Annotated in this window: 21 protein-coding genes; 4 read left to right on the forward strand and 17 right to left on the reverse strand. The window is 50.0% G+C overall.

Annotated features, from left to right (window positions below):
- Window positions 1-648: 648 nt before the first annotated feature.
- The gene (locus JT719_RS22270; RefSeq protein WP_207435973.1) at window positions 649-1,062 is read left to right on the forward strand and encodes a hypothetical protein; all 414 of its coding nucleotides are present in this window, start codon (window positions 649-651) and stop codon (window positions 1,060-1,062) included.
- 340 nt (window positions 1,063-1,402) lie between these two features.
- Here JT719_RS22270 and bla read toward each other — a convergent pair whose 3' ends face one another.
- The 14 genes from bla to JT719_RS22340 all read right to left on the reverse strand — a co-directional run bounded on the left by bla (window position 1,403) and on the right by JT719_RS22340 (window position 14,129).
- Entirely contained in the window at window positions 1,403-2,317 is a 915-nt protein-coding gene (bla, locus tag JT719_RS22275; protein ID WP_242693414.1) for a class A beta-lactamase, subclass A2, read from the reverse strand.
- Between the two features lie 925 nt (window positions 2,318-3,242).
- On the reverse strand, window positions 3,243-3,662 hold the full coding sequence (locus tag JT719_RS22280) for a hypothetical protein (protein WP_207435974.1): 420 nt from the start codon (window positions 3,660-3,662) through the stop codon (window positions 3,243-3,245).
- 383 nt (window positions 3,663-4,045) lie between these two features.
- Window positions 4,046-4,372: an MmcQ/YjbR family DNA-binding protein gene (locus JT719_RS22285; protein ID WP_207435975.1), complete on the reverse strand. Its 327-nt coding sequence runs from the start codon at window positions 4,370-4,372 to the stop codon at window positions 4,046-4,048.
- A gap of 288 nt (window positions 4,373-4,660) precedes the next feature.
- The gene (locus JT719_RS22290; RefSeq protein ID WP_207435976.1) at window positions 4,661-5,083 is read right to left on the reverse strand and encodes a VOC family protein; all 423 of its coding nucleotides are present in this window, start codon (window positions 5,081-5,083) and stop codon (window positions 4,661-4,663) included.
- A 261-nt stretch (window positions 5,084-5,344) separates the two neighbouring features.
- Window positions 5,345-5,977 carry a pyridoxamine 5'-phosphate oxidase family protein gene (locus JT719_RS22295; RefSeq protein ID WP_207435977.1) on the reverse strand — a complete coding sequence of 211 codons (633 nt, stop codon included), beginning with the start codon at window positions 5,975-5,977 and terminating at the stop codon, window positions 5,345-5,347.
- Window positions 5,978-6,145: 168 nt separating this feature from the next.
- Window positions 6,146-6,808, reverse strand: a complete 663-nt coding sequence (locus JT719_RS22300; protein ID WP_207435978.1) for a hypothetical protein — start codon at window positions 6,806-6,808, stop codon at window positions 6,146-6,148.
- Window positions 6,809-6,813: 5 nt separating this feature from the next.
- A complete protein-coding gene (locus JT719_RS22305) occupies window positions 6,814-7,053 on the reverse strand; it encodes a hypothetical protein (protein ID WP_207435979.1) in 240 nt (79 codons plus the stop codon).
- A 256-nt stretch (window positions 7,054-7,309) separates the two neighbouring features.
- The gene (locus JT719_RS22310; protein ID WP_207435980.1) at window positions 7,310-8,404 is read right to left on the reverse strand and encodes an acyltransferase family protein; all 1,095 of its coding nucleotides are present in this window, start codon (window positions 8,402-8,404) and stop codon (window positions 7,310-7,312) included.
- A gap of 276 nt (window positions 8,405-8,680) precedes the next feature.
- Window positions 8,681-9,427, reverse strand: coding sequence for a hypothetical protein (locus tag JT719_RS22315; RefSeq protein WP_207435981.1), 747 nt, complete (start codon window positions 9,425-9,427; stop codon window positions 8,681-8,683).
- A 734-nt stretch (window positions 9,428-10,161) separates the two neighbouring features.
- Entirely contained in the window at window positions 10,162-10,704 is a 543-nt protein-coding gene (locus JT719_RS22320; protein ID WP_207435982.1) for a hypothetical protein, read from the reverse strand.
- Between the two features lie 881 nt (window positions 10,705-11,585).
- On the reverse strand, window positions 11,586-11,771 hold the full coding sequence (locus tag JT719_RS22325) for a hypothetical protein (RefSeq protein WP_207435983.1): 186 nt from the start codon (window positions 11,769-11,771) through the stop codon (window positions 11,586-11,588).
- 869 nt (window positions 11,772-12,640) lie between these two features.
- Entirely contained in the window at window positions 12,641-13,111 is a 471-nt protein-coding gene (locus JT719_RS22330) for a hypothetical protein (RefSeq protein ID WP_207435984.1), read from the reverse strand.
- A 184-nt stretch (window positions 13,112-13,295) separates the two neighbouring features.
- Window positions 13,296-13,550 (reverse strand): hypothetical protein, encoded by a 255-nt coding sequence (locus JT719_RS22335; RefSeq protein WP_207435985.1) that lies wholly within the window; start codon window positions 13,548-13,550, stop codon window positions 13,296-13,298.
- Between the two features lie 171 nt (window positions 13,551-13,721).
- Window positions 13,722-14,129 (reverse strand): hypothetical protein, encoded by a 408-nt coding sequence (locus JT719_RS22340; RefSeq protein WP_207435986.1) that lies wholly within the window; start codon window positions 14,127-14,129, stop codon window positions 13,722-13,724.
- A 274-nt stretch (window positions 14,130-14,403) separates the two neighbouring features.
- Between JT719_RS22340 and JT719_RS22345 the strand changes: the two genes are divergently transcribed.
- Complete coding sequence (locus JT719_RS22345; protein ID WP_207435987.1) at window positions 14,404-15,426, forward strand: IS110 family RNA-guided transposase; 1,023 nt, start codon at window positions 14,404-14,406, stop codon at window positions 15,424-15,426.
- A 102-nt stretch (window positions 15,427-15,528) separates the two neighbouring features.
- On the opposite strand, the gene JT719_RS22350 is transcribed toward JT719_RS22345, so the two are convergent.
- The 3 genes from JT719_RS22350 to JT719_RS22360 form a co-directional block, all read right to left on the reverse strand.
- Window positions 15,529-15,852, reverse strand: a complete 324-nt coding sequence (locus tag JT719_RS22350) for a hypothetical protein (protein ID WP_207435988.1) — start codon at window positions 15,850-15,852, stop codon at window positions 15,529-15,531.
- 1,712 nt (window positions 15,853-17,564) lie between these two features.
- Window positions 17,565-17,981, reverse strand: coding sequence for an NAD(+)--rifampin ADP-ribosyltransferase (gene arr, locus JT719_RS22355; protein ID WP_242693415.1), 417 nt, complete (start codon window positions 17,979-17,981; stop codon window positions 17,565-17,567).
- Window positions 17,982-18,464: 483 nt separating this feature from the next.
- A complete protein-coding gene (locus JT719_RS22360; RefSeq protein ID WP_207435990.1) occupies window positions 18,465-19,430 on the reverse strand; it encodes a hypothetical protein in 966 nt (321 codons plus the stop codon).
- A gap of 701 nt (window positions 19,431-20,131) precedes the next feature.
- On the opposite strand from JT719_RS22360, the gene JT719_RS22365 reads away from it, so the two are divergent.
- Window positions 20,132-20,716 (forward strand): Crp/Fnr family transcriptional regulator, encoded by a 585-nt coding sequence (locus JT719_RS22365; RefSeq protein WP_207435991.1) that lies wholly within the window; start codon window positions 20,132-20,134, stop codon window positions 20,714-20,716.
- 336 nt (window positions 20,717-21,052) lie between these two features.
- Window positions 21,053-21,343: a hypothetical protein gene (locus JT719_RS22370; RefSeq protein ID WP_207435992.1), complete on the forward strand. Its 291-nt coding sequence runs from the start codon at window positions 21,053-21,055 to the stop codon at window positions 21,341-21,343.
- The last annotated feature ends 14 nt before the right edge of the window (window positions 21,344-21,357 follow it).

Here is a 21,357-nt window from a genome sequence, read left to right on the forward strand (position 1 = left end):
TGGGAAGCCAACCAGGGAGGGCGTACATCCAAACTAGGGAAGCAGGCAGAAATCCTCCTGGCGGGCGGGTTTATCTAGCTGGATTCCGTAGATTCATTCAGGTAATCCAACCGTGTCTGCTTACTCATGCCGCCGCACAGATTTCTCAGGAACCAATCGCTTCTAACCGTTTGCCTGCTTCTTATAGGCGGCGGGTTGCTCGTGCCCGGTTTTCCCGAACCTGTACCCCGGTGCGGTCCCCGCGTCCTTCCCGCCTCGGCCCCTGTGGCCGATGAAGGGCGGGTTATCCCTGGCAGGTCGCTGGTGGGCCGGAACCTGCCCCAGAGGTTTCCTTTCCCGGAGGTAAATGACTGGGTGGAGCGCAGATTGCTGACGGACCACGGGGCGATTTTCGTGGCGCAGGGCCGCGTCATCCACCCGCCTGCGGTTATCTTTGCCGACGCCGCAGGATGCGCCCACTGGCAGGCGCAGGTAAGTACCCGGCTTGAGCATCTCGGCGGCATCCCCGTCGAACTGCAGACGGAGGCGATGGAGGCCCTGCTCGCCGCCCGCAGAGAGGCCGCCGGGAAGAACCTGCGGATCACCCCGCGCGGCACGTGGGCGGCCCGCCGCAGCTACCGGGACACGGAAAAGATATGGAGCCGCCGGGTGGTACCGGGGCTTGCCTTCTGGCAGCGGCGCGGAAGGCTGAGCGCCCGGGAGGCAGCCCGTATCCGCGGGCTGGCGCCTGCCCGGCAGGTAAAGGAGATCCTGATGCTGGAAGCCCGTGGGCTGTTCTTCAGCAAGGATTTCTCCAGGTCCGTGCTATCTTCGGGTTCGGCCCCCGGGGCCTCGCAGCACCTCTCCCTGCTCGCCCTCGATATAAACGAGCACGGCCAGGAGGCGGTGCGCGCCATCCTTGCCCGGCACGGCTGGTTCCAGACGGTGGTCTCGGATCTGCCGCATTTCACCTACCTGGGCACTACCCAGGCCAGGTTACCCGCCCTTGGGCTGAGGAAAACGGTGAAAGGCAAACGGGTTTACTGGACCCTGGCCTTACTTGGGGAGCGCCAACTCCCTTGAACTCAGCAGCCTTCCCGGGAAGGGCAATTAGCCCCGTATCGACCTTGATTCTACACCTGAAAGGATTTCTCCGTCCATCCCCCCAGTCTTTCTGCAGTTCGGCCTGTGCCTTTATCCGGGAAAAGAGCCGGCTCTCTCGGACATGGGATCCGTCGGGCAGGGCCCTTATCTGTAGATTGACAAAACCCCTTGCAGGGCTTATGGGGGAGTCCCCGGAACGCAGCTCTGCTTTCCGCAAAACCCTGCCAGAGCGGGAAGTGCAACCCCTTGGATTTCTCCCTTGACTTGTTCTTAAGCCATCATGAAGCCGATGGCACAGCGATGCGAAGGCTTCCGCCGTTCATCCTTCAGTATTGAAGAAGCCCCAGGCTGCTTTGGAGATATCGGCGATGATCTTTTCGTTCGTCTCGGGATCCTCCTTTGAGTCGGATACGAAAACACTGATGAAAAAATATTCTCCATTTGGCAGAAAGACGATTCCGATGTCGTTGACCGCCGCCGTTATCCCGGTGGCTTTGTTCGCCCCGGAGGAACCGGTCTTGTGGGCAACGACGGTCCCTCGGGGCAACAGCCCTTTCAACCTTTTTTTGCCCGTTTCGTTTTCCCGCATCTCTTTCCAGACCAAGGAATGGCTTTCCGGGGAGAGCAGTTTTCCCTTGTTGCGGTAAAAGGCCTCCAATACCTTGGTGGCGGCTTTCGGGGTCGTCCAGTTCTGGAATTGCAGGTCCCAGTCATTCTGCATCACCTCTTCGTTGATCTTAATGGAGAGGTCCCTGAAACCCTTCCCCGAAAAGTAGCTTTCTACTCCCTGCGGCCCACCGAGAAGCCTAAGCAGGGCATCGCAGCCCACATTGTCGCTGTGGGAGACCGTGTAGTGTATGATCTCTGCAAGCGGCAGGGTTGCCCCGTTCGGGTACTTCTCCCGGAGTGGGCTATGGAGCCCGGGCAGAAGGTCTTTTTTCCCTATTTTGATTTTCTGGGCGAGCGACAATTTTCCCGCATCGACCTGGGACAGAGCCGCCAGGGCGATATGGAACTTGAAAACGCTCTGCATCGGAAAGCGCCTGTCCCCATTGAAAGACAGGGTGTCTTTCCCGTTGCCACTGACAATCGAGACCCCCACCGTCGCATTCCTCGCCGAGATGATCTGCTGTATCTTCTCCCGCAGGGAGTCAGGTGTTTGTGCCGAGGCCTGGTACGCAAGAAACAGCAGCAGGGCAGCGGCCAGGTTGAGTACTCGGGTCATTCTTTTCATGGTCATAGGACATAGCCGGAGGCCTACCGCCCCTCGGAGAGGGAATCCTGGCTTCTTGGGTATAGAGCTGTGTTTCTCAGGCTTTCGCCCTGGGAAGGAGTAAGGTCTTCGCTACCGGTTTTCAGGACCTTACCCCCAGCTCCGCTGAGCGATACCCGGACAGCCCACCTCGCTTTTTGGCAATATACCCAAAATGCGTAGGCGGGCAAGCGTTTTGCCATAGGTATAAGCCCGTCCCTGCTCCGGCTTAGGAGCTACTGGTGTGGCGGGGTTCCTATCTTCACCATTCCGTTAGTCCTTTGTTTGGTAAGACATCCGGACATCGTCCCGCTGCCTAGCGGAAAACAAACCGGTATATCGCATAGACCCGGGTAAAGGGGGAATCATTACCACCCAGGGGACACAAAGACAGAACCGCACGGGCGCACCAGCTGACCAGGAAGGTGGCCCGTACGGCTCAGGTACCTGATTCAAGACAGAGGCCGGTGGACGACAGAAGTAAAATCCACCATCAGATAAACAAAGATACGTAGAACCGTTTTCCGGTTCCAGCTATAACCTTTTAGTTCTTAGGAAGTTTAATAACTAAATAATTAAATTTATAAAGTTGCTTTTCTAAGAATGGAACTCAGGAAAAGGCAGAAATGCAGGGGCTGCCGGGCCCTGGAGGTTAAACCAGGGGCATTTGGCGCAACGTGCGTACTGGGGTTCAGGGTCACTCCCCATTCCAACCTCTTCAACGCCAAACCGCTGGAGCTTTGCCCCAGGCCTATCACCCTCTCCGCGTTGGTGCAATGCCAGGCGAAGCCCCCAGAAGGGGAGCAATGACCTTCCTGCTGGGATCTTCCGGGATCTGCCTGCGGCTTTGGGCCAGGCAGGGCTTAGGCTTAGGACTGGGAACTCAGCCTTGCGGCACTTCGATGCTTCAGTTGACCTGCGCCCGCAGCCACTCCGCCGCTGCCGTCCCGCTGTTGAACACCTGGAACTGGATGGAGGAGCCTTCCTGGTTGAAGATCTCCGTCACTGCGGTGAGCGCGCGGTGGTCAAGGCTCAGGATGGAGCTGTTGAGCCTGGCGAACCTTTGGAGCCGGGTCCGGGTCAGCTTCCGGATGAAGTCCTTCACCGTGAGCCCGTATTCCCGGTCGTCCATCTTCCCCACTGAGACGTTGGTGGAGTCCAACAGAAGGTTCTTCACGTCATAGCTGATGACATTGTCCGCGACGATCTCCAGGGCGTGCTTGAGTTCCCCCACCCCGAACTCCTCCACGTTGGGAAGCTCGGCGAAGAGGGTATCCTCCGCCGGGTTGAACGTGATGGTTACGAGCCAGTTCCTGAGAATGATCATCGGCACAATTTTGCCTAAAAATACTACAATAGTTTGGATTTAATCGGTTTGTTCGGCCAATAAGGTCTAAAACCCGGTGAAGCGGCGGTTTCACCCGGTAAACCAACCGTAGGTTTCCTTTCCCGGGAGGATCTTGGGGCTGTTGGCCCTGGCCGCTGGAATCAGGAAGGGAAGGGGTTTCAGGGCCAGCGATCTGTATCCTTTCACCTGACGGAGGGGGAAGGGGGCAGAGGAATTTGCCAATTGGTGTTCGCCTACCGCTGCTAGGCAGCAGCGGTAGGCGGCAGAGGAATTTAGGCGGATCCGGGGATAAGTTGCCGGGGGACAGCCTTGGCATATGGTTTTCCGATCCAGCGGAAAACCATATGCCAACAAGCACTTTCCTACGCTTTCCCGGCCTTCGCCACCAGGTTATAAGCCGAAAGCAGCGCCTCCATCACCACTTCCTTTGTGATCCGGCTGAGCACAAGGGTGGTTGCTCCCTTCTGGCCCCATTTGTTCGGGACGGGATAGATGTTGGCCTCATCCAACTGCCGGAAATGCGCCTGCTCCGCAGGTGTGAGAAAGACGTTGGCGGTATTGTCTTTGGGCAGATAGGTGGCGAACATGCGCCGGCCTACTACCCGGAATCCAATCCGCCCGAAATGAGCAGTTTGCTCTGTTCCCGGAAAGGAAAGCGCCATTTCGGCGAAAGAGGCTACTGTTAGCATGGGTATGGGTTAGATGGCGGCTAGAAGTGAGGGTGATATTTACCGAAGCTCGAAGGCCTTGTACAGTAGTACAGGCAATCATATGCTTGCCGTTTTAGAGTGCTGCTTAAGGTGTCCGGCCTGGTGAAGAAGCGCATTATCGGCGCCTAACCCATTCCGGGACAAAGGTGCTGGCTTGGAACAAATGCCACATAGAGCACGCCAACCACTATCAACTGCGGGGCGTCCGTTGTTCGTTTATCCTCTTCCATTATAGTTGGGGCAAAGTCCGAGGAGACTGGTTCGGGGCTATTGCCCCGTTGCTTGTGCGGCTGGGATCTTCGAGACGTCCATGAAGAAAACCTCCCACGTGTGCCCGTCGAAATCTTCAATGGTCCGCTGTTGCATAAAGCCGTAATCCCTCACTTCGTGGGGCTCTGTCCCGCCTGCCTTCAGACCGTTCACCACGATGGTGTTCATTTCCTCAATACTGTCCGTTGAAAGGGAGAAAAGCCCTGCCACGCTCGATTTTGTGTCTGCGAGGGGTTTGGTGATAAAGGATGTAAACTTTTCGTGGGTCAAAAGCATCACATAGATGTTTTCACTCCAAACCATACACTTGCCGGTGTCGTCTGAATACTGCGGATTGACGGTAAACCCCAGTGCCGTATAAAAACCGGTGGATTTTTGTAGGTCTTTTACTGCCAGGTTGATGAAGATTTGCTTTGCCATATTTGGGATACTTAGAGGTGGAAGCGACTATAGGATTTATTTCTGGGCTTGGACAGGACCCGGGACAACGACTGTGTAAAATAACAGTGGATGGGTAGGAGTCCTGTTGCTTCGGTTAAAGCATTAAGATAATTAAAGGAGGTAACCTTTCCTACCCAAGCAATCCAGCCATTGTTTTTATCTTGTGTTATGACTAATTCACAACCATTGATACAGAAGCTTTCCTGTATCTCGTAAGAATTATGGAATCAAATGACAGTCTTAATATAGCCTCTCTTTGTAGCTTTCTTTTAATGCATCCGAAATCCTATGGGCTGGGTAACTTTCATTGCTGACATGATCCGCTAGTATCTGCGGTATTTTCGGCAGATCATTCTCTGGCAGCCAGGTTTCCTTATTCCATAGTTCTGATCTTATGAAGGCTTTGGCGCAATGAATATAACACTCCTCAACCTCCACTATGATTGCTAACCTGGGGATTTTACCATTTACCTGGTGTCTTCCCAGTAACTTCGCCTCCCTGGATATTATCGCTTTTCCGTTAACACGGAGGGTTTCTTTCAAACCGGGTATTAGGAAGATGATTCCAATCTGAGGGTTGGAAAGGATATTCGATAACGAATCACACCTTTTATTTCCTGGCCTTTCCGGGATGACCAGGTAATGATCCTCCAGGGTTTCTACAAAGCCCGGAGCGTCCCCACGCGGGGATACATCACACAATCCCTCTTTGCTGGATGTACCTATAAAGATTAGGGGTGATTTTGCTATAAAATCTTTACAATGCCTGTCAAGACGAGAAATAGCCTTTTTCCTTACCAATTCGCTCGGATATCCAAGAAGCTCCCTAAGCTCATCTTCAGTATTGATCAGGTCTTCCGGTTGATTTTGCATTGGATTTGAATCTTAACACCGGGGCAATTAGCTTATTTTATCGGTAATCGCAAAAGAGAGCAAGAACCAGGGTTTGGTTTATAGTAGGAATAGAGAGAAGATCTTTTTATGATTTGGCATAAAGACTGGGCTAAGGCACGCTTTAGGTGTGGTTAGCAGTAGCACTATTTAATCTAACCATTCAATTGTAAGTCCAGTAGATGCCTTAATTTTTTCAAGTTCTGCAGGTGTCTCAAAACCTAAAACCGCATTCTGTCCACCCGTGTCAAAATAGGTATATTTACCCTTTGTTTTATACTTCTGAGTCAATTCTACAATTTTTGAAAACAAGGTTGTGTCAACCCAATCATCATCTACTAGTAGGTTCCACTTGTAGCTGTCGCCATTTATTGTAAATGAGACCCAAGCTACTTTTTCCTCTATGTCAACATAATCTTCGATGTTCTCAAACTGTAATTCTCCTCTTGAAATTCTCTCAAGGTTTTCAATAATAAAGACGTATGAACCATGATCTTCTATTGCTTCTGTGTCGAAGTCCCAACATTTATTTGTGATAGGCGTCCATGGTTCCCTTTCTATCGTCTGCCCAAGAGTTAAGTACAGCAATGAATATGGCTCTTTTTCAAATTTATGTTGCCCGGTCCATCTATTGAGGTCTGTCGTATCTACCTCCGGATTCAAGATAAACCCGAGTTTTGTAAAAGTTTCCAGTTGTTCTTGAAAGGTGGACTTGCTTGTTGAATTAAATGAAGATGGGTTGTTAATCGGATTGTCACATCCGAAAAAGCTCAGGATTGTACCTGTTAACCCCAGTAGTATATCTTTAATCATTAGGTTTAGAGAGTGTTTCTATAAAGAAATTCCCCAGCTGATGCTTCAGAAAAATCTCTGACGTATGCTTTAGCAGCATCCGCATTAGCGAAGTCGGCAGATTCGTAAACTAAACCCTCTAAACCTTCCGGATCACTTTCATATGGCTTCCATGCCTGCACAACAACAATGTTATCCCCTTCTTCTGTTAAGTCACGGTAGACCAAAACCTCTACTTGTTCTGTTTTTACAATTTTCTGATTCATAGCATTAATCATTGGCTTTTTGTTGCACTCCACACCTTTTCCCGAATCTCATTTTGCACCTGCATGCTGGTCATGTGGTCAGCATGGGTTCTATGAAACAACCATTGAAGAAGACGAGAAAAACCAGAGCATTGATTCCGTAGGCCTGCAAACCATTGGAAAGAATTTATTGGCAAAGTAATTCATCATAGCAGGTTCTTACTCAGGCATCAAATCAGATTTTGACATTTTTTCCTATAAAACTTCAGCCGTATCCTTACCTGCTAAGCCGCAACCGCCGGCTCAGGTTAGCCACAAGCGGAACCTCAACAAGGTAAGTCAAAACCACAGCCAGCAGAACGGCAGCCCCTACCAACAAGGGTATCTGCCAGATGCCTGGGATCCCGTGCAACTTGGGCCTGAGAAACTGCTCGCCGATTTTGAAATGGGTCAGGTAGAGGCAGTAGGAGATACTTGCAAGGAACAGCGTTGCCTTATTGACGATGAATCGAAGGCGGTTTTTGATCGAAAGGTAGAAGAATGTGAAGTAGACGAAAGTCATGGCACCATGGGCGTATGGGGAGATCTTCATGACCCCGATGTGTATCCTTTCCGAATACCCAACCAGGGCAACGTTGGCCACTATGCAGAGAAGCACCAGGCACCACCTATGGAAATTAGCCCCGTCATACTTGATCCTGTTGAATACTATCCCCGCGTAGAACGCTGGCCAGACAAAGAAGAGGGGGAAATTCCCCAGGTAGCGCCAAAGGTCCTTTTGAGTCTCGCCCAAGGGGAGCACACTGGACAGAAGCAGAAAGACGAGGATTGCCGCACCAATCTTCTCCAGATGCCTCACCCATCCGAAGCAAAGCAGAACCCCGAGAAGGCCGTAGAACAGAACCTCGATCAAAAGGGTCCAATACACCCCGTCGATGAAAGGCAGATTCAGAAAATAGTTCACCATCAACAGGTTGGCCATGTAGTCCAGCGCCAGCTGCCCGTTGGGGGCCCCACTCCTGCAATGGTATATGAAAACCAAAGTGGAGGTCAGGGTAACGCAAACCCAGAATATCGGGACAAGCCTGACGAAGCGCCTCTTCAGATAGTCTCCAAGCGAAGGGTTGGAACGCATCAGGTTGTATCCCACAAACCCACTTATGATAAAGAACAAATCGGTTCCCCCCACAAGTATCTTGGTGTACTCTTGCAGGAAAGTCCCATGGGCATAATGGACAAAGACCACCAGGAAAGCAGTGATTCCCCTGGTGCAGTCAAGCTCAATGATCCGTTTAGAGGCAACTTTCGAGCTGCTTTCATCACAGCCAGACACAAAGGCTACGTCCTTAACCTGTTCAAGAGTATGCGGCATAGAAACAATTTGTTTGATTACATTTCCAATATTTTTATTAATATTAGTTAATAAAATTGCATATTTCCAAAGTCGCTAACCCTTTTTTCCACATTTATTTGTCCTTGGGAGCGGGCACACCCTCAATATCCCAAAGAACTGCAGCTGAGAATTATATTTTTTTGGCTGAGCGAAATGAAAACCATTAATTATTTATAATAACTGGCAACGGTCTCGTGCCTGAGGCGTAGGAGGGCATCGGCCGAAACGTGGCTTATGCACCTTGTTATGTACCGGCTATTCTTTTCTATGGTCAAAGAGAAGCTGGTTAACAGGTGTTTGCAACCCCATTAGACAACCGGAACAATTGATTATGATGCTGTTCCTCGCACGCAATTGTTCTATGGTGTCTTCAGCACTTTTTGGGATGGCTTTTCCCTCTTCTTTGATTCTGATTAAACCATCAATTGCATAGGCTTGCAGTTCGAAGTTTGGCGAGTGCAACCAGTTGCTTAACTTTTTGATATTTTTTGATTCAACCCACTTTAGCATCAGCTCAGCTTCCTTTGGCCTAGAACTTCCAGTATCACCGCATCCGAGTGAGAAATAGTAATTCCTTGTCAATTCACCTAAGAATCCATTAACAGAGTAGGAAGTTAAATATAAGCCATTATAGGAATTGACTAAGTTCATAAGTTGGAGTCCATCAACTGAGAATTTAATGGACTCCTTAACTTTTCCTTTCCAATGCAGCCGTTCCAGGTTGCCAAATATTATACTATCGTTTTTTGTGATGAGGGAAATCTTGAAGTCGGTTGAATAGTTACCATGAATAAAGTCAAATTCCCAAACCGTGTGTTTATATCCAAAATCAAGACTTCTAGTCAATGGGGTTCTGTCGTGCCGGGAATAGAATTTTGATTTGGCGCTTCTAAGTTCAGTTAGCGTACTTTTGCTTGTTATGCCGCTCACCAGCTTATCCCAGGGTTCAGCGGCGGCTGAAACAGATATCAAAAGGGCTAATATTATAAGTATACGTTTCATAACAATGCTGCTACATTACGGTCTCGTGCATATGGCGTGCTAGGTCGTCAGCCGTAGCATGGCTCATGCACAAGGCAGTTGGTGGCACGTAGTTTTTACTTGCATTTCATTAATTGTTCATAGCCAATGACTATCTCATTCAGTTTACTATTATAATGGAAGGCAATGTTCTTTCTTGAATTGTAAGGACATGGAACAGTATTGGAGTTTGATTCTACTTCAGTTGTATCGACATATCCAAGTAGGTTTGCCCAATGGAGAACCGCCAAGAACTTTGATTGGCTGTTTTTATTCATACTTTCATATTCCTGCACACATACATATTTATTATTTAGCAAGGTTATAGTGCCTAAATCCACTGTCTTGCTTTCATACTTGACACCACTGATTCTAATTTGAGGGCTGAAAACGTATCGAAAGCACACATCGAATTGTAGGGTGTCTGACAAGGAGGCTTCTATAGAAAATTTACCGTCTGAGTCGGTATGGAAAACTTCCTTGTCTTTTTCTACCCTTATTTGGCAACCAGGCTTACCTTTCCTTCCTGGTCGACTATTGTTCCTTCTATTTTTATACTAGGCTCATTAACAGAAAACAAAAAGAACAGCAGAAGAGAATAGCAGTATCTCATTTATCTATTTCTATGTGCCACAACGTACTTGTGTAGACGATGTGCAAGGCGTGGCCGAAGCATAACGTCTACACTTGGTTGAGCGGTGTTATTCTTTGAAAGGTCAATATTGTTCAATATCATACTTAGAGGTTTTATTTCCGATTTGAACTTCTAATAGGATAGGTTTCCCATTTTTACAACGGAGCTTCAAGTCTTGGGCCTCATCCAGATGAACGCCTTCATTAACTATATGCCATCCATTTACAGTGCCAACCAATTTTTCAAAACCTCCCATTTGCTCTATCACCTCAACTGTAGGGCCACCTAAGAAAGATTTTGTACTGACTTGTATGCTTATACCACCATCAAGGGTTTTGCTATAGCTTCTATCTAAGCCAAATCCAGTAAATATTATTACAGTGAATGGTATCATAAAAGGTATCATACTCAGTATGATCAATGCTCCCAGGCTTGAGGCATAGATTTTTATTCCTTTTTTATTCCAATATCTCTCAATCAAAAGCAAAGTACTTAGTAACCATATCCAGTAAACAATTCGATCACTCCAATAGCCACTTATACTTATTCCATAGGAAAGGTACAAGCCAAGATTAACCAGCAAAAATGAGGACAGTAAGAAATAAATTATAAGATTTCTTTTCATTAATCTTTAATAACGCTCAACGAACTAGTATAAAAGACGGCGAGGCCGTCGGCCGAAGGCTGACGTTTAGCTGTTGTTGTGGCGAGTTTGTTTTTCTGCAATGCACGTCGATTTATTTTAATCTGTTTTAGTCCTGATTTTAGAAAAAGAGGCCAAAAACAGATGAATCTTATTTAAGTGTTTCTGATTGAACTACTTCAAATCAATTTAAAGCTAATGATTACAGGAATTATTAGTCCAACAACCCAAAAAGCAAAGTTGAATAGTCCGGAACGCATCAATTTTAAATCCATTGACCAGTAAGTATCGACTGGCTCTTGGGAGTAAATTTTTAAATATGCCTTTAACATGATTACATAAATCGTGTAGGACATCAATGGCACCAATAGAATCGGCAATGTCTTTATCTCCTGTCCGTGTATTTGCCCAAGAATCAATCCTAAAAGAAATAGAACGGCAGAATAACCCCAAATCCATTTTCTGGCAGATTTATCCGCCAACAGCTCTCTCTTGAACAAGAAAATCAAATGGATGCTTATTCCTAGGAATGATAGAAGAAAGTCCATTTTCTATTATTTCAAATTTGCCACAACGGTTTGGCTATGGGGCGTTTATGCCCTATAGTTGGTGTTGGGCGATGGTTTATTTAGTTCTTTTTAGTTGTGTCTTTACCCATAAGTAATATACCATCCCTTTTGAATACACAGGACTTGTACAGTAAGGAGGTGTTTTTAGGTTCATTGATTGTAATTATCTTTATACTTAGCACATACATAAACCCATTTCATTTTTTTATAAACCACCTCAGGTGGAGGTAGGCTTCAAATCTAAAGGGCTTTTGAGGCATTACTACAAACTCCTTATTTCAACAATAGGTACTTTTAGAAAAGTTTTGAAAGTTCATTAATCAAACCTGCAATGCCGATAAGAAAAAGCATTAACCCTCCTGTAAAAAGGCTATACTCTATAGGATGAAGCATGCTATCTTTTGGTTGCTTATCAAATTGGTTTTTAACCATAATAAGTACCCCCAGAATAATGGAGACCACCTCTAACAAAATAAGCATAGTGATTGTTTACTTTAAAGTCTTTGGTTCCTGTTTGCGTTGGATTCTTACCACTGAATAAGCATCATACCTTCAAAATTCACTTCGCTGGTGTCACTTATATTTATAAATCTGTATGAGATGGTCAATTTACCGTTACTTTGGGCAAAGCAAAACAAGGCACCAAATTCCACTGATTCACTTACTTTCATTTTCTTTAATATTTATACTACCGCCCTACGGTCTCGTGCATGAGGCGTGCAAGGCCGTCGGCCGTGGCATGGCTTATGCACAATGTTAGCTGGTGTTATTTTTTAATCATTTGACTCTATCTGACTTACATGCTTTTCAAGTGATTCGGGAGTGTTGCTATAAATTTTATTCATAAGCTCATAGAAGTCTTCCTGTGTCTTTAATCGTAAACGGGTGAGTTGAAAGTCTGGATAAATGAACTCAATTCTGTAGGGCCTTAAAGTCAGAGTGCGGACAATGAACGAGATCCGCTTTAAATCGCTAAAGAATATTTTGGTCCGATTTGATTTTGAAACGAGTTCTATATAATCGCTATATATGTTTAGTGTGGCGCTTTCATTTCTTCTACTAATTGCCATTAAGCCTAATGCTAATCCGCCAATAGCAAGAACTACAAGAGAGGATTTTAAAAAAAAAGAAGAATTATATGGTATGTTAAGTAGTAATATTGGTTCCATGAAATAGAAAAACACACAACTACAAAGAAATATACCCAAAAGTACCATATACATTCTCTCGATTCTTTTGTTAGTGTTGTTAATATCAACAGGGAATGATGCTTCCATAATTTAATACCAGCTAACGTACTTGTGTAAACGACGGCGCGGCCGTCGGCCAAAGCTGACGTTTACACGTGGTTATGGCCTGTTATTTTTTCTGTTTTCATATTCACCTATCATACTTTTTAAATCCTTTGCCTGCTCTTGTGTGATTGTTCCGTCTTGCTCAAGCCCTACGACTACATCAGTTACATGGTCGTATTCCAAATCATCCTTAATCCTTTTTCTTTTAAGAATCGGGATTAAAGGATTTTTTCTTCTATATGGAAGTCCCGCTTCTTTCATCTTTTTCCAGAACAACTCCACCGTTGCGCCTTTTGCCTCTTGGAAGTAGATAAAGACATCCCGCTCATTATACTTGAGGCTTTGTAGTTTCTTGAATTGCGGTTCAGGATTTAAAATTTTATTTTTCCACTCGAGGTAGACGGCTATAAAGTGCTCTTTGTGACTGCTATTGAAGCCATCTGGTGAAACATTCTCCACGCATTCAATCGCAATGTCTATGGCTTTAGCTAGCGTCTCAGACTCAACTTTATAGTCTTTTTTCATTTTTATAATTGGCCATAACGGACTAGGCTAAACGACGGGCGAGGCCGTCGGCCGAAGGCTGACGTTTAGGTGTTGTTGTATGGCGTTGTTCTTTAGCGGTTGCCACGCGCATTCTTTTTTCTGTTTTTGCCCTGTTTTTAAGAAATCAGGCAGAAAACAACCTTAAAGTTAATCCATTTTTTAGTTAATAGATTAATTCTTCAATCAAGGTATTGTTCTCATAGATTCTAACCCCTTCGTTGGAACCATCTGGGTAAAGCTGAATGCTTTTGTCCGTATGGCTTACTCTTAGAACCCATTTGAAATCGTCCGAGGGTTTTATTGGGTCAAATTTTATTAGATTTCCTGGTTGAACCACAAATACAGATGCTTCGGGTTCTAATTGCACCTCAATAGAATCGTCTTCTTTCCAGCATGTAAATTCTATTGATTTGTCCATTTTACTTTTTTATCAATTCTTTCAATGCCATACAACGTACTTGTATAAACGACGGCGAGGCCGTCGGCCGATGCTGCCGTTTATGCCTTGTTAGCGGTTGCCATTCTTACCGAATTCCCTTATATTTTTGCTTTAGTTCTAGTGTGAGGAAATATCTGCAATAAATTCAAGCTACTGCACATCTTCTAATTTAATATTAAGTCTTTGATTCCATTTAGAATTGAATTCCTCTTCCGAAATCGGCCCTATCTGGAAATCTTCTTCATGAGCATAGTCGGAGTCCTTCAACATATTGATAAGGTAGAAGGAAGGCTGTCCACTGTAGTTGTACTGAGTCTTGGCAACTATCAGAGTGTCATTGTAGCCATATTGTAAAATTTGTCCTGGTGCTTTGCCTACAAAATCTCCATTGTCTAATTTATATCTCAATGACAGGTCATCCTTTGTGTCTACACCGATAATGTAATATTTCCCTGTCACTTGCTCTTTGTAAGCAAATCCGCAGGAGTAGAAGCTGGTCAGGATAAGTAGTGCTGATATTCTGCTAAATCTTTGGGCTTGCTTAAAATGGCTATACATGAATGGTTTTATTCTATTGGTTACCGCTAACCTTTAGCTTAGCGCAGTTTCATTTTTCCAATAGTCCTACTTCCTATTTGCCAGGTATAGGATTAACTTACTGTACCTGAAGGGGCAGCCAGTGCACTACCCGCTAACGAGTCGGAAAGGTCTATTAGACGATTCAGACTGGCTGCTTTATTTCCAACCCGCAGGCAAGGGTCATATAGATTTTCGGGACAAGGGCCCATGATAAAGGTTTCGATCCGCCGTCTGCACAAGCTTTCGAAAAGATATGGAAAAGACTATGCAACCGCAAGCCCCCGCTTTCATCCTGGGCATCGATGTAAGCAAGGACAGCCTGGACGTGTGCCTGCTGGATTGCAACGCCGGCAGGCAGTTTGACCACAAGGCCAACAACAACCCCTCAGGCTTCAGGCGCATGAAGGCCTGGCTTAAGCAGCATGGCTGTGAGGCAGGGCCCGAAACACTTGCCTGTATGGAGCACACGGGCCTCTACACCCGCCAGTTGGTCCATTACCTGCTGGCAAGGGAGGTACGGGTGTGGATGGAGAGTGCCCTTCAGATAAAACGCTCCATCGGCATGGTACGGGGCAAGGATGACAGGGTAGACGCGCAGAGGATAGCCCGCTATGCCTTCCTCCACCAGCGGGAGGCAAGGTGCCTGAGCCTGTCGGGCGTGACACTGGAGAGGCTGAAGGACTTGCAGGCAAACAGGGGCAGACTGCTCAAGGCCCTGCAAGGCATCAAGGTCACAGTCAAGGAACTGCTGGCGGTGGACCCAGTCTCTGGCAAGACGCTTGAGCAGGTGAACAGGAAAGCTATCCAGGGGCTGGAGAAGAGCATGGAGCAGGTGGAGGAGAAGATGCAGGAGTTCATCGCCAAAGACGGGGACCTGAAGAGTAAGTATGACCTGCTCACGAGCGTAAAAGGGGTGGGCAAGGTGTTGGCCATTTCCCTGCTGGTCTACACCCAGGGCTTCACGAAAATGGATGACGCGAGGAAACTGGCCTGCTATTGCGGAGTGGCTCCTTTCGAGTACAGAAGCGGCACCAGCGTGATGGGCAAAACGGGCGTGTCTAGATTTGCAAATATGCAGCTCAAACACATCCTGCACATGGCGGCGATGAACAGCGTCCGCTACAACGGGGAGATGAAAGCGTATTTTGACAGGAAAGTCTCGGAGGGCAAGAGCAAGATGAGCGTGCTCAACGCGGTGAGGAACAAGCTGCTCCACCAGATCGTGGCTGTCGTCAAAAGAGGCACCCCGTATGAGATCAGATTGGATAAAATCTAGCCATAAGCGCTTGTTTTACTCATAGATTTCGTCTAGTGCATGAGACGTGCGAGGCCGTCGGCCGTGGCATGGCTTATGCACAATGTTAGCGGTTGCCTTTCTTTAGTCAATGTCACCGTAATAAGTCCTCATATATTGATAACTCTTTTTATTAGACTTTCTATAGACTTTTAACTCCAATAAGCCTGGGGTTTTAGACAGAGAGTCTCCAACTATTAATTCAGCTGAATCTCTATCCAGTGAAAATGTAGTTCCCCAAAATGACGAGCCATCATAGAAATATCGATAGCCCCCTCGATTATGATACTCCACTCCAATCACCTTCGCAGTTATTTTACTTTCACGCAAGTCCTTATTGTATCGATAGCTATTTATGTTAAAGTAACAAACACCAACTATTGCTATTAAAACAATACCGATGGTCATTATATTGATATTCCTCATTTGTAAGGGAATTAGTCTTTTTAAGGTTACCGCTAACTACAGTGTATAAGGAGCAGTTCCGGTTATTGGCACTTTGGTTGGAACCCTTGGTACTGCTTCCCACCGCCCCTCACACCGATCTCCTGTTCCCGAACACAGCCGCAACATACTATTTCCCATGGTATTTACTCCAGCTAATATAGCCATTGCTCACAAATTGCCAAGCGGGGTGGTGATGCCCTTCAGGCCGTGGCTTGTGAAGCGGGTTAGGGTCTCGGTGGTCATTCTGTACTTGGCCGCCCCGCACTCCCTGAGCCTCTTGCCAATGCGTGGGTCCGGTCTGTGCCAGATTCAAAAGAAAGTCATTTACCATGCTCCAGAGGGTTGAGGCACAGGATTGGGGCGAAATCAGGGTGCGGGTACATAGTTTTTGGCTGTAAACGCCAAGATAGCGCTCTCTTTGGCTCTAGCCGTAAGCTACCCGTATGTATCCGGGTAACCCGGATATAACCGGATGTATTCGGATAAACAGCGGATATGGAGACTAACGGGAATGTCTGCGGCCACTGTGGCGAGCCTTCCGTAGGACGGATCGACAAGAAATTCTATCCCGGTTACGGCCGCTTGTTGCGGAATTAGGAAAAAGGCCCTCATCATAAGCCACCATCCCTATCTGAAATACCTTTAGATAGGGCATCACATAGAAGCAGCTCTCCCTTGTTCACCAAAAAGGCCCATGAGCGCTATACACCCACCTGAAAGATCAGCGAAAGAACGGTTTCCCCAATAGGTGCCCTGGGGTACTGAGACTATTTTTCAAGCCTGGCATTCATTCAGGACCGGAGGCCTGGAAAGGGCCTGGCAATAACTTCATAGCTCTATCCGACCCGCCGATATCTTCAAACCAGGTACAAACTCACTTCCTGTGGGTGATGGGCTATGGTCAATCAACCTGATTTCTGATGGAAGCCCATAGAGGCATAAGGAGGCGGAGGTTATACCCGCTCTTTTAAGGAAATTGGAAAGTAGGAGCCCTTAATATAAAGATATCCAGTCACTTGTGATTTTGGAAAGATTCTTCTGGGAAGTTCACCAGTAACGCAACTCAAGGAATCATGACTGCCCCACCTCAAGAAAGTCAAGAGGACCCACCTTCCATAACCCTGATAGTCAATCGTCTATTAAGACAAAAGAACAGACCGGACGGCCGGAAATCGGCAGATTGTCGGACGTTTTACAGGATGGGGCAGGAATTCGACCGGAGACGCCCAAAGCCAGGGCGAAGGAGAGCTTAGAGGGGGTGCGCCAAGACCTACCATCAACTCTTTCATGGATCAGGGTTGAAACAGCTTTAGGCAAGTATAACCGGTTAATTTATTGAATCGTTGACATGTCAATTAGTCAATACCTTCACAAGGTTGAAAGGATAGATTCTGTAAGCAGCCTTCACCCAGGGAAAGTGGAAAACAAGCAAGGCATAGGCCGCCTCTCGGTGAAACGCGGGCAGGAAGAGCAGGCCTGAGAACAAAAAGCAGAATTCCAGCAACCGAGCATTAACGAGCTTCCAGACAGCGATTTATAAATCACCAACTGGATGCATACTTGAAATCCTGCAGAGCCAAAGCCTGAGGTGAGTTGCACCGCTGCCTTCCTTTAGCCAACGCTGGGTCAGCGGCCGGTTGGGTAAGGAAGTACGGGGGCCGTCCGATTTCCGCTTAGTCTTCGATTGCCTCGATTCCAAGTTGTCTGAGTCGCGCAAGGTGGTCCTGCATGGCCTTAAGCTGCTCCGGGGAATGTCCCTGCCAGGCAGAAACCTCGCCCAGTACCCGAAGCGGGCTCCGGGACCGGTAGGACCGGGTCGGATTGCCGGGAAACTTCTTGTCCGTCAGATTCGGGTCATCCTCCGTCGGGCCGGTCGGCTCGACCACATAGATCCTGCCGGGGCCTTCGCCCAGGGCGAGCTCGGCCCCCCAGACAGCGGCATCCAGGGTGGCGGTCAGGTAGACGTAGGACGCCCTGTTCCTTTTCCCGTAGTTTGACCTGAAGCCGGGCTCGATCAGGTCCCCCGGCTTCAGGTCGGCCTTCGTGCCATGGTAGAATCTGGTTTTATCCGAGTCGGGGGCGGTTTCCATTGACATATCCTCGCGTCTTTCCGTTTTCATTGGCGTTCCGGGGTTGGTAGAGGGCTGCGGCTGCAGTTCCCCTGTTCCGAGTCCATCCCATGGCCATCGGTCGTACCAGGGGATGTTTGTCCATCCTAAGGTAACAAATCTAACATCTCCCCAAAAGCAACGGCCCCTGGGAGAATCGCACAAACAAAGCAGGGAGATACAGGCAAGCAGCCATGGGCTTGCTCCCGGAGCGGGGTTCCTTCGCCTGCCATCCTTTTGCGGCAGGGCAGTTCCCCGCATCATCCCTGCGGGGGGAGCCCGGAAGCCTGGTTGTCCGGTACGGAAAGGGAAGAGGGGCGTCTTTTGCACCCTTCCCGAGGAGGGTGCCCTGAAGGGGCATACCGCACGCAGGATCCACGGGCAGTACGGAACCGGCCGTGCCCAGTGCCGGGGCCCCAGGAGACAATCGCGCCCCACCCTAACTTCCTTTTCTGCCCACCGCCCTTATCCTTCCTCGGCTTGCTCAAAGCTCTCCACCACGATGACCGACACGGCGGCGGTGTCCTCCTGCCTCGGCTTGCCGGGGAGATTGGCGGGCTTGCCATCCCCCAGCTCCGCGTGCAGCCCGGAGTAGATGGATCTTGGCTCGGGGACGAAGAAGCAGCCCCCGTCCAGCTGTTTGGAGGCGGTCCTGCGAAAGCTCCGCACCGCGGAGTTCCTCCTGCGGGAGGCTTTCGCCTTCGCCTGGTCCAGCAGGTCCCACACCAGCCTGGTCCAGTCGTCGCGGGAGGAAGAAGGGTCCGGCTCAAAGGTCCGGCCCGCCTTGAACTTGAAGAAGTCCACGAGCTCCGCGGCCAGGTCGTTGTTGAGGCAGAGTTCCGGGGAGGGGATGGCGCAGCCCAGCGGGAAGGTGCCGGCCAGGCCGGAAAGCCCCGAGAAAGGGTTGTCGTCGATCAGCAGGTACTGGGCCCCGTCGTGGATCGCCTTGGGCAGGATGTCCCTCCGGACCTCCCCCGAACCGGGTTCCCCTTGGCGGGTGAACGCCGGCCATTCGCTGTACAGCTTCACCTGGTGCAGCTCCGCCTTGGGCAGCACGAGTGACATCTTGCGGGATTTGCGGGCTTTCAGCAGCAGGGAGTTGCCGCGCTTCGCCCCGGTTTTGTCGGTGGAGAGGAACACCAGCAGAAGGTCCCCCAGCTCCGGCTCCCGGCGCAGCTTGATGTTCACCGTGGGCTTCAGGAAGGAGTAGATCCCCGTTAGGGAGAACTGGTTCCTGGGGAACACCGCCTTGAGGACGTGGAAGAGGTTGGGGGTGAACACCAGGGTCAGCCCCGCGACAAAGTCCTCCTCCCGGGGCATCTTCCCTGCCTTGTGGGATCTGTCCACCACCGCTTCCGCGGCATCCAGGATGGCGCGCTGGAGCAGGGTTCTGAATACGGCCTCGTTGTTCTTGATCTCTAGTAGTCTCATGATCGCTGGGTTAAGAATGGAAAATACAGGAAAGGGGGTACTGCCCGCCGAGATCCGGCAGAGGGTTCCGGCGTCCAGCCCGGGGCATGGGAAGGACAGGCCAGCGCAACCGGCGGGCCCGGGCAACCCACTAGAGCCCTGGCCGGGAAACGGTCGTTTTCCGCCAGGGAGGGCGGCAGTTATGGGAGAGGGGAACCTACGTGCGGCCGGCCGGGACGACCGGTGCGGTCAAGGGGTTCCGGGTGGATGGTTCCTCTGGAAGGAAGGGGCGACGCCGCGCGGGAAACGGGAGGGGCAGCGTCTCTGGGGAAAGTAGATACTTGCTCATGGGGGAAGGGGTAAGCGGTACTGATTCTTGCTCCTAAATATACGGCGTCCCTGCCTTCCCGGCCTATCCCGCTATCTGTGATTTTTCACGTACCCCGCCCGGGGTAAAACCCCGGCGGAACCGACCGAAGCCCCACTTCCCCCTGGGAAAAATCACATAGGGCGCCGGGAAGGTTCCCCCGCGGCAGGACTTGGTTTGTTTCCCCCCAGCCCCTTTATTCCGGCTTCACTTGGGAGGGGAGCCTCCCTTCCCCAGTAGAAAGACAGGCAGGCGGCCGAACCCCCTATCAGGGGAAAGCGATGCCCAACGCACCAGATCAGGAAACGGGAGGCACGGCCCCGGCGGCGGGGGAGTCCCCCAAAAAAAATCCCCTATGGAAGAGTTAGCGGAACAGTTGGCCCGCAGAGGGCTGAGGGTCTTTCCCGGGAGGGAGGCCCTGGCCAAAGCGTTCACGAAGGTATGGTTCCGGAAAGGCCAGCTGCTGCTGGTGCCCGGGCAGACCGCCCAGAGCCTGTACTTCCTTTCCCGCGGCCTGGTGCGGGGGTACCGGCGCTACGAACGCTACGAGGCCACCACCTGGTTCCTGCCGGGAGGGCAGTTCCTGCTGCCCGACGGCTGCTTCACCGGGGAGCCGGGAGGGGAATACATCGAGTGCCTGGAGGACTCGGTGGGGTTCGCCCTTTCCCTGCGGGAGGCCGGGCAGCGGATGGCGGAGATCCCGCAGGTGGCCTCCTTCTTCCTCCGGCTGCTGGAGGAGAAGGCCTTGGAGGCCAAGCGGCGGGAGGAGATGCTGCGGATCCCCGCCGCCGCCGACCGCTACCGGCATGTGCTCCACGCCCAACCGACGGTCGTGTACCAGGCCACGCAGGAGCTGCTGGCCTCCTACCTCAACCTGTCCCCCAAGCACCTGAGCCGCCTCCGCCGGGAGGAAGCCCGGGGAGGGCGGCGGGGAGATTGACCCCACAGGAGACCCGCCCACCGGACCTGGGCACCCGGCACATGACGACATCAGCTCCCTTTCCTTCCGGCATAGGGGCAGGTTCCCCACCCTGGTTTCCGGTAGTTTTACCTTATCGCCGCGAGGTCCTCTCCCCGGGATTGTCAACCGGGGAAAAGTCGCGGGGAGCGGGAGAAGCCGGCGCTCCCGCAGGACCGGAAGGAAACGCCATGGAAGGGAAGGCGCGCTCCCATCCCGGCCAGGGGACGCCGAAAACCTGACGCAGAGTAGGCACTGAAGACCATTTCCCACCAAAGTTTTTGGGCTGTTTTTTGATCTAACAAAGCAGTCGGTACCATGAGAAAATACCTTTTAGGATTGACGGTGCTGGTGGCCCTGGGGGGCACGGCCTTCACCAGGGGCGAGACCCGGACCGCCAGACGCCTGGTCACCTACCAGTTCATCGGCTCCCAGCTGGCCGATGCGGATGAACCGGAGTTCTGGCAGGAGGCGCCCTCCCAGGCGCCCAGCTGCCCCTCCGGGGTCAACCTGCCCTGCACCGTGGTGACGGACATGGACATCGCGGAATGGCTCGACGGCAAGTCCGACGAGCAGGTGCGCAGCCAGGCGACCACCAAGCGGAACTGATTCCTTGCCTTTTA

Origin of the sequence: Sabulibacter ruber (genome assembly GCF_017355955.1) — a bacterium.
Taxonomy (GTDB): domain Bacteria; phylum Bacteroidota; class Bacteroidia; order Cytophagales; family Hymenobacteraceae; genus Nibribacter; species Nibribacter ruber_A.

Bases quoted from the DNA above. Each gene is read 5' to 3' on its own strand.
- JT719_RS22365 (WP_207435991.1), top strand. From the start codon at position 20,132: ATGGAAGAGTTAGCGGAACAGTTGGCCCGCAGAGGGCTGAGGGTCTTT.
- JT719_RS22330 (WP_207435984.1), bottom strand. From the start codon at position 13,111: ATGAAAAAAGACTATAAAGTTGAGTCTGAGACGCTAGCTAAAGCCATA.
- JT719_RS22325 (WP_207435983.1), bottom strand. From the start codon at position 11,771: ATGCTTATTTTGTTAGAGGTGGTCTCCATTATTCTGGGGGTACTTATT.
- JT719_RS22300 (WP_207435978.1), bottom strand. From the start codon at position 6,808: ATGATTAAAGATATACTACTGGGGTTAACAGGTACAATCCTGAGCTTT.
- JT719_RS22340 (WP_207435986.1), bottom strand. From the start codon at position 14,129: ATGTATAGCCATTTTAAGCAAGCCCAAAGATTTAGCAGAATATCAGCA.
- JT719_RS22305 (WP_207435979.1), bottom strand. From the start codon at position 7,053: ATGAATCAGAAAATTGTAAAAACAGAACAAGTAGAGGTTTTGGTCTAC.
- JT719_RS22335 (WP_207435985.1), bottom strand. From the start codon at position 13,550: ATGGACAAATCAATAGAATTTACATGCTGGAAAGAAGACGATTCTATT.
- JT719_RS22370 (WP_207435992.1), top strand. From the start codon at position 21,053: ATGAGAAAATACCTTTTAGGATTGACGGTGCTGGTGGCCCTGGGGGGC.
- arr (WP_242693415.1), bottom strand. From the start codon at position 17,981: ATGGAAACCGCCCCCGACTCGGATAAAACCAGATTCTACCATGGCACG.
- JT719_RS22290 (WP_207435976.1), bottom strand. From the start codon at position 5,083: ATGGCAAAGCAAATCTTCATCAACCTGGCAGTAAAAGACCTACAAAAA.
- JT719_RS22320 (WP_207435982.1), bottom strand. From the start codon at position 10,704: ATGAAAAGAAATCTTATAATTTATTTCTTACTGTCCTCATTTTTGCTG.
- bla (WP_242693414.1), bottom strand. From the start codon at position 2,317: ATGAAAAGAATGACCCGAGTACTCAACCTGGCCGCTGCCCTGCTGCTG.
- JT719_RS22285 (WP_207435975.1), bottom strand. From the start codon at position 4,372: ATGCTAACAGTAGCCTCTTTCGCCGAAATGGCGCTTTCCTTTCCGGGA.
- JT719_RS22350 (WP_207435988.1), bottom strand. From the start codon at position 15,852: ATGACCATCGGTATTGTTTTAATAGCAATAGTTGGTGTTTGTTACTTT.
- JT719_RS22360 (WP_207435990.1), bottom strand. From the start codon at position 19,430: ATGAGACTACTAGAGATCAAGAACAACGAGGCCGTATTCAGAACCCTG.
- JT719_RS22315 (WP_207435981.1), bottom strand. From the start codon at position 9,427: ATGAAACGTATACTTATAATATTAGCCCTTTTGATATCTGTTTCAGCC.
- JT719_RS22280 (WP_207435974.1), bottom strand. From the start codon at position 3,662: ATGATCATTCTCAGGAACTGGCTCGTAACCATCACGTTCAACCCGGCG.
- JT719_RS22310 (WP_207435980.1), bottom strand. From the start codon at position 8,404: ATGCCGCATACTCTTGAACAGGTTAAGGACGTAGCCTTTGTGTCTGGC.
- JT719_RS22295 (WP_207435977.1), bottom strand. From the start codon at position 5,977: ATGCAAAATCAACCGGAAGACCTGATCAATACTGAAGATGAGCTTAGG.
- JT719_RS22345 (WP_207435987.1), top strand. From the start codon at position 14,404: ATGGAAAAGACTATGCAACCGCAAGCCCCCGCTTTCATCCTGGGCATC.